The 12,353-nt window shown below is 59.5% G+C and carries 8 protein-coding genes; 1 reads left to right on the plus strand and 7 read right to left on the minus strand.

Annotation, left to right across the window (positions count from 1 at the left end):
• Positions 1 to 18 precede the first annotated feature (18 nt).
• The 3 genes from EDF81_RS21070 to malZ all read right to left on the minus strand — a co-directional run bounded on the left by EDF81_RS21070 (position 19) and on the right by malZ (position 5,896).
• A complete protein-coding gene (locus EDF81_RS21070) occupies positions 19 to 1,371 on the minus strand; it encodes a DUF3999 family protein (RefSeq protein ID WP_123350119.1) in 1,353 nt (450 codons plus the stop codon).
• Positions 1,368 to 4,010, minus strand: a complete 2,643-nt coding sequence (locus tag EDF81_RS21075) for a DUF2339 domain-containing protein (RefSeq protein WP_123350120.1) — start codon at positions 4,008 to 4,010, stop codon at positions 1,368 to 1,370. Before EDF81_RS21075 ends, EDF81_RS21070 begins: the two co-directional genes overlap by 4 nt.
• A gap of 68 nt (positions 4,011 to 4,078) precedes the next feature.
• The gene (gene malZ / locus EDF81_RS21080; protein WP_123350121.1) at positions 4,079 to 5,896 is read right to left on the minus strand and encodes a maltodextrin glucosidase; all 1,818 of its coding nucleotides are present in this window, start codon (positions 5,894 to 5,896) and stop codon (positions 4,079 to 4,081) included.
• Between the two features lie 240 nt (positions 5,897 to 6,136).
• Here malZ and EDF81_RS21085 point away from each other — a divergent pair, with 240 nt between their 5' ends.
• Positions 6,137 to 7,075, plus strand: a complete 939-nt coding sequence (locus EDF81_RS21085) for a 2-hydroxyacid dehydrogenase (protein ID WP_123350122.1) — start codon at positions 6,137 to 6,139, stop codon at positions 7,073 to 7,075.
• A gap of 30 nt (positions 7,076 to 7,105) precedes the next feature.
• Here the strand turns inward: EDF81_RS21085 and proY are convergent, their stop codons facing one another.
• The 4 genes from proY to phoB all read right to left on the minus strand — a co-directional run bounded on the left by proY (position 7,106) and on the right by phoB (position 12,255).
• Positions 7,106 to 8,461 (minus strand): proline-specific permease ProY, encoded by a 1,356-nt coding sequence (proY, locus tag EDF81_RS21090; protein ID WP_123350123.1) that lies wholly within the window; start codon positions 8,459 to 8,461, stop codon positions 7,106 to 7,108.
• 73 nt (positions 8,462 to 8,534) lie between these two features.
• Entirely contained in the window at positions 8,535 to 9,854 is a 1,320-nt protein-coding gene (gene brnQ / locus EDF81_RS21095; RefSeq protein WP_123350124.1) for a branched-chain amino acid transporter carrier protein BrnQ, read from the minus strand.
• 397 nt (positions 9,855 to 10,251) lie between these two features.
• Positions 10,252 to 11,544 (minus strand): phosphate regulon sensor histidine kinase PhoR, encoded by a 1,293-nt coding sequence (gene phoR / locus EDF81_RS21105; RefSeq protein ID WP_123350126.1) that lies wholly within the window; start codon positions 11,542 to 11,544, stop codon positions 10,252 to 10,254.
• Between the two features lie 21 nt (positions 11,545 to 11,565).
• Complete coding sequence (gene phoB / locus EDF81_RS21110; protein ID WP_123350127.1) at positions 11,566 to 12,255, minus strand: phosphate response regulator transcription factor PhoB; 690 nt, start codon at positions 12,253 to 12,255, stop codon at positions 11,566 to 11,568.
• Between the last annotated feature and the right edge of the window lie 98 nt (positions 12,256 to 12,353).

Raw genomic sequence — 12,353 nt, forward strand, 5'->3', positions numbered from 1 at the left:
CTTTCTTTCCCCGCCCGCTTAACGCGATTTGACATCGCGCCAGACGCCAAGGCCCATCCACACCAGCCCGGCAACGCCCAGCAGCAGCGCTCCCCAGACCAGCACCGTTTTCCACAGCTCCTGCCGTTCGGCCTGCGAGGTCGCACTCAGCCGCGCTTCCCCACCCAGCGTCACAGCCGCTTTTACCTGCGCTTCAGGCAGCGCCGCCGGATCAACCTGCTTACGCAGGGCCTCTGGAATTAATCCATCCAGGCTTACTGCCGCAGGCTGGGCCGCTTTATTGCCCCACGCCAGCATAAAGGGCTTCTTGCCCTGGGTATTGAACACCAGCACCTGACGATCCCGGCTCCCGACCACCTTCGGCAACGCGGCAGGCAGGTGGGCATCCAGAGTGGTGATACGCACGGCCTGCACGACCGAACCCGGAAGGGGAATCTCCGCCTGAGATTGTCCATCACGCCGCCACAGAACCTCTTTACGCAGAGGCTGCCAGGGGTCGTTTTGCGCGCTGCGCCAGGCGATATCCACCGGCAATACGCCCTCTTCCGCCAGCTCAACGGCCAGGGAACTGAACGGCTGCGGCTGCGTCCACTGATACAGCGCCTCGGTGGAAGAAACCGACTGCCCTTCGCTGACTAATTTCACCTGCTCCAGGGGTGTTTCCTCCCGGCCCAGAGTGGCCGTCGCCTGGGTTATCGTCACCGGCAGACGCGGCGCATCAAACACCATCAGCAAATAGCGGGCCGTCAGTCGTCTGTTGACAGGAATAGTATCGATCTTCAGGCGGTCGCTACCGCTGGTCAGCTCCATCAGCGGCGCATCCTCCTGCAATAGCGTCCAGCGACGCAGGTCGTCACTATAAAAAAGCGTCGCCTTAGCCTGCCAGCGCTCTGCGGGCTGGCTCCAGGTCAGCCCCAGCTGCGTCAGCGCAAAGCGCTCCGGCATCGTCTCAGGTAGCGCCAGGAGATAGCTCTGCCCGACGTTGTTGACGCGGCGTCCTTCAATGCGAATATCCACCCCGTCCGGGGAACGCAGCTGAACAACGCCGCTCTCTTCCTCTTTTGCCGCCAGAGGAAAAAGACGCAGCGGTATCGCCTCAGGTTCGGCGGCCTCGATATGCCGCGTCACCAGGGTAAACGGCACCCGCTCACCATCGTGGTTAAACACGCGCACATCGCGTAAGTCGGGCCATACGCTGCGGGCATACACCCCGGACGGCAGATCGACGCGATACCATGACGATGCCTCGGGCAGCTCCAGCTCCGCACCCCAGGCGTAATCCTGCGGACGTTCGGGCGTCGTCTCCTGGCTAAACGCCGATCCACACACGCTTAATAACGCCACTAAAAACACTCCGTGCAGCCCTTTCATGGTTCTTCTCCCTTACTCTGCTCCTGAGCCGGTTTTGGCGGCAACGGGGCAAAATACCCCACGATCAGCACCAGAACGGCCACGCCAATAAACGCAATGGCGCGTGATAATCCCCCGCCGCCAGCGCTATCCACCAGCATCAGCTTAACCAGTACAATCCCTAACAGTACGCTACCGCCCAGCCACTCGCGCCGCATGTGGCGACGCGTCGCCATGACCATCACGACCAGGGCAATCAGCATCCAGAACAGCGCAAAGCTGGTCTGGACCAGTCGCGATGCCCACAGGCTTTCGACTTCCCAGGCCACCTCACCATAGTCGGCCAGGGCGCGCAGCAGCGCGCCGTTGAGCCACCAGAAGCCCGGAACCACAAATAGCCACAGACGCCAGCCTCGGGGAGTCCAGGGGGCAAAGTGAGTTTCGACAAAACGACAATAGCCCCACAGGCCAAAGAACGCGAACAGCGCCCCTTCCTCCAACGGATTGATCAGCGGCAGATACGGCATACCGAACACCGTTCCATCCAGAAGATTGGCAACAATCAGCGCAATAAACAGCGGGATCGCTAAAGGAAGCAGGCCGAGCGTGCCGTACAGCACGGGCCAGGTCCGAAACGGCCAGTTATCGCGACGAATGGCAGCCAGCACCAGGGTTATCACCACGCCACCCGCCGCCATCGGTAGGCCGAACCGCCAGGCAAGCCAGCCCCACTCGAATGTATCAACCAGCCACCACAGCTCGCCAAGCGCCGCCAGTAACAGGATCCAGAAAAGTGAAATATGGAGGCTCTTCGACAGAATAGACGGCGCAGCGCCCGCGTCCCTGTACAGCAGGATCAGCGCCGAAGGCAGCGCCAGACACCAGACGAGGTTGTACCACCCGGCGGCCAGAATATGCCCCTGTTCCCCTAACTGCCAGCCCACCAGAGAGAGCATCGCCGGCCACAGCAGCCACTGAGCGTAGCCCAGATCCCGCCATGCCAGACGCTGGCTTAACGCACGCCATAGCCAGACCGAGCCGCTCAGCAGGACCAGGAAGCCCACGCCGATATCGTCCACGGCGGACAGCATTAGCTTTGCCGCAGCGCCCAGGGCAATCATCCACAGCAGGATCGCGCCAACCAGCAGCAGCCTGCCGACAAGGTTCTGTACGGGACGCCATAGCAAAGCGGCAGCCATCCAGCAGCCGCTGAGTACGGTACAAATCAGCAGCGCAGAGAGCGACGTCAGGCCATCAACACCGGCCCACATCGCACTAAACAGCGCCAGTATCAGCAGGGCCGTGCCGCTATAGCTCATCCGCCTCTGCTGCTGTTGCATGCCCAGCCACAGGATCCCCAGACCTTCCAGGGCCCAGGCCATCGCCGTCCAGCGGGCCGACAGGGCCAGCGGGATCGCCAGCGTCACAAAGGCACCACCGAGGGCCAGCCCCGCCAGCACCAGCGGTTTTCCTGCACCGGGATAACGTTTAAGTACGCCCCAGGCGAGGGTGATATAGACGAGGCCGAATCCCAGGGCGCTAAACGCCGGGCCGTATACCCAATGTTGCACAATCGCGTACTGCATCCCGAACCCGACCAGCGGCGGGGCAAACAGCATCACGCCATCAATAATGCGTTCACGCTGATGCTGCGCACGCAGCGATAACCCAACGCTCAGCACCCCGAAGAGCAGGATATTGGCAATCAGGAACAGCTGGCAGCTGAGATAGTATTCCGGGCGGTAATTTTGCAGCCCCCACATCCCGGCCACGCCGAAGGAGAACAGCATCCCCAGCAGATTCAGTTCGCGCCAGTGCTGCCAGACGCTGATAGCAAGAATGCCGATGGAGAGCAGCAGATAGAATGAGAACAGGGCCGTATGGCTCCCGCCGCCGGTAGAGAGCAGAATGGGCGCAAGATAGCCGCCGAGGCTTGCCAGCAGCGCAAGGCTTAATGCCCGCTGCAGCACTGCCAGCCCAACGCTGGCTGCACAGATGACAATCAGCAAAGCAAAGGCCAGGGTCATCGGCAACATCTGCCATAGCCGGAACGCGCCAAATACCGTCAGGTAGAGGGCACCCACCGCGCCGCCCTGCAGGATAAGAGCAAAAACCGTCTGCTTATGCCGCAGACGCCAGCCAAGCCCCAGCAGGACCATCGCCGCCAGGGCCACCGACACCAGCCGCAGTTCCAGCGGAAAGAGGGCATATTCGGCCGTATAACGCAGCAGAAACGAGAGGCCGATAAACAGCAGCACAATCCCCAGCTTTGCCAGCGGATTCCCCTGCATAAACCAGCGCACCAGTGAGGTCACGATGCCCCAGGAAGCAGACTCAGGCGGTTTTGCTTGTGCAACGGGGGATGGGGTTGACGATACCGTGGTGGCGCTGCGCGCCCAGACGTTTCTCGGCGGCGGTGGGACATCGACAGGCTCGCTGGCCTCGACGGAAAGAGGCTCCACCTCCGGGGCCAACGGCGCAGGTCTGGCAATGGCCTCCGGCTCGACTGAACGCTGCTCAAGGACAGCCAGCCTCTGCTTTAGTTGCTGAAGCTCATCCTGCACGGCGATGCTGCGCCGCCTGGCAGAGAATGCCACCATAGGCACCACGACCAGCACCAGGATGAGTATGGCTGCGCCCAAAAATAAAAGACCGTCCATGTACTTTCACCTTGACTCAAAGGTGGCGTGACGCGCCACTGTGCGCCCGCCCCCGTGAGCACTCCGGTTCAGGTGGCGGACCAGACCGATGCACTCACCGCGGAGAGCATCAATGTATCGGCCTGTAGCCTACCGTTACCTTCATTAAGCTGCCAGTTTTTTTCCCGTAACAGCGGCGAATCCCCCAGCACAACTTCACAGGCGTCACCCCGATTGATCGCTACCAGCACGCGCTGCTGCTTCCAGACCCGGACAAAGACCACCACATCCTCTTCGGCATAGAGAACCTGACAGCCTCCCTGACGCAGAGGCAAACTGTCTTTGCGCAGGCGGGCCAGCCGCTGATACAGCCCCAGCAGTTCGGTATCCTGGCGTGTCTTATCCCAGGGGAAAGGCTTACGGCAGAACGGATCCTGCTCCCCATCAAGGCCCACCTCATCCCCGTAATAGATGCAGGGCACGCCGGGCCAGCTAAACAGCCATACCACCGCCAGCGGCAGGCGGGCGATATCGCGGCCCAGCAGGGTTTTAAAGCGCGGCGTATCGTGGCTGTCGAGCTGGTTAAACATTCTGAGCTGCTGCTGATGCGACAGCCCCGCGCGGTAGTTATCCATCCACTCCATGCAGGTACGGGCGCTGATATGCTGCGGATCACCGGAGATATCGGTCCGGGAAAGGAATGCCCACAGAGGGAAGGTAAAGCCGCGATAGTTCATCGCCGCATCTTCGGCATCCGCCTGCAGCCACTGGCGAGCATCACCGAAATGCTCGCCGAGAATATACGCATCGGGTCGGGTTTCCTTTGCCGCCCGGCTAATCCCGGCCACGTGCTGTAAGTTATTTGCGGCACCGCCGCCCTCACCCAGCATATGCACCACGTCGAGTCGCCAGCCGTCCATCTCCCAGGGCGCTTTCAGCCAGTGGCGCACGATGCTGTCGCTGCCCTGATAAACCTCCTCCACCAGCGTGGGCGAACGATAGTCGAGCTTGGGCAGGCTGCTGTAGCCCAGCCAGTCAAGGGCCAGTCCTTCAGGGGAAAAACTGTACCATGATCGGCTGGCGGAGTCGGGAGAGTGACAGGCCCCGCCCTCACCGCGCCGGTGGCGGTCAAACCAGGCGTGCGAATCGCCGCTGTGGTTAAAGACGCCGTCCAGCACCAGCCGCATCCCGGCTTTGCGTGTCGCTTCGCGCAGGCGCAGCAGCGCCTCGTCGCCGCCAAACTGCGGATCCACGCGGCGATAGTCCTCCGTATCGTACTTATGCACGCTCGGCGCGACAAAGACCGGGTTGAGGTAGAGCGCATTAACGCCGAGCGCCTTCAGATACGGTAACTTCTGGCGGATGCCGTCGAGATCGCCGCCGTAAAAGGTGGAGCCACCGGCTTCGGCGGTGAGCGGTTCATCCCAGTCGCGCAGAATGATTTCCCGCCCGGCGGCAGCGTGCCAGTAGACCTTGTCCTGCTCCGGACTGCGCGGTTCGCTGCGGGCAAAGCGGTCGGGGAAGATTTGGTAAAAAATCCGGTCCGCGACCCACTGCGGCCCGTTATCCGGCACGTCCACGGCAAACTGCTCCAGCCTCGCCGGGGGAAAATCGCTGAAGCCCTGCGGCGTAAACCAGCGCTGGCGGTCGGGCCACAGCAGCTTAAAGCTGTAGCGGCGACGCGGCTGGCCGTCGTGGATCGCCAGCGTCACCTGCCAGGCACTGACGCCCGGCTGCGGCGCACGCTTCAGGCGCGTCATCAGCAGATGGATCTCTTCATTGTCCCGCTCGGCACGCAGGGAAACCCGCGTCGGCTGCGCGTTCCCCGTCAGCCACAGCGTTATCGTCAGACGGTCTTCGCGCCGGGTCACAAACGGTGCGACCGGCAAATGCCAGGCATTCAACATCACGATCCTCCCTTAATGCAGTATTCCGCCACCATGCCACAGGCACGACGCGTCGCCCTCCTCTCTTCCCGCTTTTTGCCCGGGGGAGAACGGGGGCGCAGAAAGGCGGTTTTGTGATCCCGCACAAGACCTGACGGGCAACTGGCAAACAATTGCCCTGGCGGTTAGGGCTTATGCATGAAGAGCCAGCGGCGGCGGGTTTCTATACTTACCGACACGCTTATTTTTCCTGGAGTTAGCATGAGCAACAAGCCCCATATTCTGATCGTCAGCGAACTGACTCAGCCAATGCTCGACGCCCTGTCCGAACGCTTTACCCTGCATAAAGGGTGGCAGGCCGACCAGCCTCAGCTGCTGCGCGACTACGCCACGCAGATCCGCGGTGCCTTTACCCGCGGGAATCAGGGCATCAGCGGGGAACTGATCGACAGCCTGCCGAATCTGGAAGTGATCAGCAGCTTTGGCGTCGGCGTGGACGCCATTGACCTGCCCAAAGCGCGGGCGCGTGGGATCCTGGTCAGCAATACGCCGCGCGTGCTGGACGAGTGCGTGGCCGATACCGGGCTGGCGCTGATGCTGGCGGTCACGCGCACGATTTGTAACGCCGACCGCTTTGCCCGCAGCGGCGAGTGGTTAAAACGCGGCTATCCGATGGCATGGAAGATGACCGGCAAGCGCTGTGGTATCGTCGGAATGGGCAATATTGGCCGGGAAGTCGCGCAGCGGGTAGCCGGCTTTAAGATGCCGATACACTACTTTAGCCCGCGTGATGCCCAGGAGCCGCAGTGGCAGCGCCACAACTCCATCGAGGAGCTGGCTGCCGCGGTCGATTTTCTGGTGCTGACGCTACCGGGCGGCGCGGCCACCCGACATATTATTAACGCAGAGGTACTGAAGGCGCTGGGGCCGGAGGGTATTCTGATCAATATCGCCCGTGGATCGGTGGTCGATACGGATGCGCTGATCGGTGCCCTGCACAGCGGGCAGATCCGCGGCGCGGGGCTGGACGTGTTTGAGCAGGAGCCGCAGATCCCGCCCGCCCTGTGCGAGATGGACAACGTAGTGCTCCTTCCGCATCTGGCGAGTAATACCGCCGAAACCCGTCAGGCAATGGCCAGCCTGGCGATTGATAACCTGCTGCGCTACTTCCGCGAAGGCAGCGTGAACACGCCGGTTTAAGCCATTATCGGGGGGAAATCCCCCCGTTTCTTACGCCGTATGACGGCGCTTAATCATCCAGCCCACCAGCAGCAGCCCAATCCACGCAAACCCGACGTACAGGGAGATGCGGGTTTCCGGGTGCCAGCCAATCAGGCCAATAATAAAGACCAGGAAAATCACGCCAACGACGGTGGTCGGCACGCCGCCCGGCACGCGGAATTTCAGGGCTTTCACCTCTTCCGGCGGCAGACGACGGCGGAAGGCGATCTGCGACAGCAGGATCATGATCCACACCCAGACGGTTGCGAAGGTCGCCAGCGACGCAATCACCAGGAAGACGTTTTCCGGCATGATGTAGTTAAGATACACCGCAATCAGCAGCGCCAGGGTCATCACCGTGACCGTCACCCACGGAATACCGCGACGGGAGGTTTTGGCGAAAATCTTTGGCGCGTTGCCCTGCTCTGCCATCCCGTGCAGCATACGTCCGACGCCAAACACGTCGCTGTTGATTGCCGAGAGCGACGCGGTCAGCACCACAAAGTTAAGGATGCTCGCAGCGAAGGTAATGCCCATGTGCTGGAAGGTCAGGACAAAGGGACTGCCGCCGGTGCCGACCTGGTTCCACGGGTAGATGGACATAATCACGAACAGGGTACCGACATAGAACACCAGAATACGCATCGGGACCGAGTTAATGGCGCGGGGAATCGACTTCTCCGGATCTTTGGCTTCACCAGCGGTGATACCGATAATTTCGATACCGCCGTAGGCGAACATCACCATCTGCAGGGACATAATCATCCCCAGCCAGCCATTACTGAAGAAGCCGCCGTTGGTCCACAAATTATGGATACCGGTCGGCTCGCCGCCGTTGCCGATACCCCAGATAATGATGCCGAAACCAGCGGCAATCATGATGATAATGGTGGCGACTTTAAAGAAGGAGAGCCAGAACTCCATTTCGCCGAAGACTTTTACGCTCATCAGGTTGATGGCGAAAATCAGCAGCACCACGCTCAGTACCCAGACCCAGTGCGGCACAGCCGGGAACCAGACGCCCATATAAATACCAAAGGCGGTCACGTCGGCGATGGCGACAATCAGCATTTCGAAGCAGTAGGTCCAGCCGGTGACATAACCCGCCAGCGGCCCGAGGTTTTCCTGGGCATAGCGTGAGAAGGAGCTGGAAGAGGGATTGTGCACCGACATCTCGCCGAGCGCACGCATAATGATATAGGCCGCGACGCCGCCGATAATATAGGCCAGCAGGACGCTGGGCCCGGCCATCTTGATAGCATCCGCCGAACCGTAAAACAGGCCGGTGCCAATCGCCGAACCAAGAGCCATAAAGCGGATATGCCGGGCGGTAAGCCCCCGCTTTAGCGTGTTAGTGCTTTCCATCTTTTTCCATACCAATCAGAACAAATAAAAAACCACGGGGCCTGTAGCCCCGTGGTTAAACAATCCGCTTTTTTTAGTGAGCTTTGTAGGCGACCTGTCGTCCTGCCGCACGATCCCAGATAACAGCGAGAATGGCCATGACTGCGGTTGGCATCAACCAGGCCAGTCCCTGTTCCGCCAGCGGCAAGCGCTGGGTCCAGGCCGGTAACATCTCACCAAAAGCCGACGCCTTGATGCCGTCGATGATACCAAAAAGCAGGCTGATAAACATGGCCGGCGCAATAATGCGTGAGGAATTATTCCACCATGAACGAGTAAAGCTCAGCACCACCAGCACGATGCACGGCGGATAGATGGTCGTCAGTACCGGGATAGAGATCTGGATCAGATGGCTCAGGCCCAGGTTAGAGACCGCCATCGAGAAGCCGCCGAGGATAAACACCAGGCTGCGATAAGAGAGCGGCAGATACTGAGCAAAGAACTCGGCACAGGCGCAGGTCAGGCCAACCGCCGTCACCAGACAGGCGAGGAAGATCAGCGCCGCCAGCAGCATACTGCCCGCGCCGCCAAAGGTGTGCTGGACATAAGCATGCAGAATTGCCGCACCGTTTGCCGACTGCTCAACCAGGCTGCCGCTGTCGGAACCCAGACGGAACAGGGCCAGATAAAGCAGCGTCAGGCCGACACCGGCCATCAGACCCGCCCAGATAGTGTAGCGGGTCAGCAGACGCGCTTCGGTCACGCCGCGAGAGCGAGCCGCGTTAACAATCACGATACCGAAGACCATCGCGCCCAGGGTGTCCATCGTCAGATAGCCATTAACGAAGCCGTTTGAGAAGGCGGCGTTTTCGTAGGCTTCCATCGCATGGCTGATCGGGCCAGCCGGCCAGACGACCGCAGCGATAGCCAGGATCACCAGCGCCACAATTTTCAGCGGCGCAAGGAAGTTACCCACCGTATCCAGCAGCTTGCCCGGATAGAGAGAGACCAGGATCACCAGCGCAAAGTAAACCAGGCTGTAGATAAACAGCGGCAGCGGACCGTTACCGGTCAGCGGGGCAATCCCCACTTCGAAGGAAACCGTCGCGGTACGCGGCGTGGCAAACAGCGGACCGACGGCCAGATAGCAGACGGTAGCCAGCAGTACGCCAGCCACTTTGCCAATCGGGGTGCTCAGGCTGTCAACGCCGCCGCCCACTTTCGCCAGGGCGACAACCGTCAGCACCGGCAGGCCCACGGCCGTGATCAGAAAGCCAAATGCCGCCGTCCAGACGTGCGGACCGGCCTGCAGGCCAACCATAGGGGGAAAAATGATATTACCGGCGCCAACAAACAGCGCAAAGGTCATAAAGCCCAGAGCGATGATGTCACGCGATTTTAACTGATGGGTCATAGCGTATTTACTGCCTGTGGATGTGGTGTTGAAACGTTAAAATTTTTGACTTCCCTGTGGGACAATCCCGCGGTAATTGCACGCAATTCCAGCGAGAAATGCTCCTCTCCAGGCGTGGCGAAGAATAGTTTTTCGATTTACCACGCAAACACAGTCGGTCCAGTCGTGTCAGGGGCGCAATTTAAACGCTTATAACGTTTTAAAGCAAGGTGGGATCGTAAAACCAGATGATTATGCCAGAAAGCCAAACCAGACTAGTTCTAAACGCTATATATAAGAAAAACAAATGGCCAATCATGCGAACAAAAATTCAGCAAACGACGTTTATCCAGCCTGCTGCCAATAAAAAAGACCAGCCGAAGCTGGTCTGTGGCAACTATTCCTGACAATTCGCCGGTCAGAGCGGGTTTGTGGCAATTAAACGTTCCGGTAAGGTGAAACTGAATCGCGTGCCTTTGCCCGGGGTACTGTCGATGTTCAGCCGACCTTCGTGGTGATTGACCGCGTGCTTGACGATCGCCAGCCCCAGCCCGCTGCCGCCGGTCTGCCGCGAACGGGCTTTGTCCACCCGGTAAAAACGCTCGGTCAGACGCGGAAGATGCTCAGGCGCGATGCCCGGGCCGTTATCCTCTACGCTGAACTCCACGCCGTGGGCAATTCGATGCCAGCGCACGGTAATCTGCGTGCCGGGCGGGGTATGATTCACGGCGTTATAGACCAGGTTAGAAACGGCGCTGCGCAGCTGCTCCTCGTTGCCCAGCACTTTCAGCCCCTCTTCAATCTCGAAGTGCAGCAGATGCTTCGGCCCCAGGGTCTGCGCTTCGCGCTCAACGATTTTCAGCATCACCGGCATATCAATACGCTCGTTCAGCGACAGTATCGGGGAAGCTTCAATTTTCGACAGCGTGAGCAACTGTTTGACCAGCCCTTCCATACGCTGGGTCTGCTCACGCATGGTATGCAGCGCTTTTTCTCGCGTGGCGCCCTCCAGAATCTGCTCCTGCATCATCTCCAGATAGCCCTGCAGCACCGTCAGCGGCGTGCGCAGCTCGTGGCTGACGTTGGCAAAGAAGTTACGTCTGGCGCCTTCCAACTGATGCATCTGCGTCACGTCGCGGGCCACCATCAGCCACTGCTGCTCGCTGTAGGGCATAACGCGGATTTCGAGGTGGCGACCGTTGTTCAGGATCAGATTGTGCGGCCGGGCAAAGTCACGGTTCTTCAGATAGAGTGAAAATTCCGGGTAGCGCAGCAGGTTGAGGATATTTTGCCCGCTGTCGTCAGGCCAGCGCAGCCCAAGCAGCTGCTGAGCCAGACCGTTACACCAGAAGATGGTGCCCTCTTCGGTGGTCAGAATCACCGCATCGGGCAGAGATTCCGCTCCGCTACGAAAGCGTTTGATCAGATTGCCCAGCTCGCGGCGGCGCTTTTTATTGCGCAGCTGCATCTGGTGCAGCCCGTACAGCAGAGGTTCCCAGCTGCCACTACCCGGCGGCGGGGTCATACTTCGGTCGACCCACAGCCACCATGACAGGCGCAGCAAATTCCAGAAATGCCAGACCAGTAACCCGGTCACCGCGACCAGTAAAAACCACGGTAAATAGCCAAACACCGCACCGAGTAACAAGGCCGGGATACAGCACAAGACCAGTTCAAGGACCAGTCTTTTCCATGACAGCCGTTCCAGCACGCGTCACACTCCTGTCAAAATTTAGAAACGGGTTGAGAAGCGATAACCCGTGCCGCGCACCGTCTGCACCATCCTGTCGTGGCCGCTGTGCTCCAGCGCTTTGCGCAGGCGGCGAATATGCACATCTACCGTTCTGTCTTCAACGTAAACATTGGTTCCCCAGACGTGGTTCAGCAGCTGTTCACGGCTGTAAACCCGCTCAGGGTGCGTCATAAAGAAGTGTAAAAGCTTAAATTCGGTGGGTCCCATATCCAGCGGATTGTCGCCGGTCATCACGCGATGTGAGGAGGGATCAAGGCTCAGGCCCTGCATTTCAATCACTTCTTCAACCGCCATCGGCGAGATCCGCCGCATCACGGCTTTGATACGCGCCACCAGCTCTTTTGGCGAAAAGGGTTTGGTAATGTAATCATCCGCGCCGGTTTCCAGGCCGCGAACGCGGTCTTCTTCTTCACCACGGGCGGTCAGCATCACCACCGGGATATCGCGGGTCAGGGCTTCGCGTTTGATATGCTTAATAAACTGGATACCCGAACCGCCGGGCAGCATCCAGTCCAGCAGAATCAGATCGGGCCAGGGTTCATTTAACTGGTTTACCGCGCTGTCATAGTCTTCCGCTTCGACAGGCTGAAAGCCATTTTGCTCGAGCACGAAACACACCATCTCACGAATTGGAGCTTCGTCTTCTACGACCAGAATACGTCTCGCCATGATTTGCCCTGTTTAATATTAGTCACAGTATATGTTGCGGCGTCATTATGCGTCAGATTTATGACACTTTTATGAAAAAGATGACCGTCTTATGACGG

This window comes from Enterobacter sp. BIGb0383, assembly GCF_003751845.1.
Taxonomy (GTDB): domain Bacteria; phylum Pseudomonadota; class Gammaproteobacteria; order Enterobacterales; family Enterobacteriaceae; genus BIGb0383.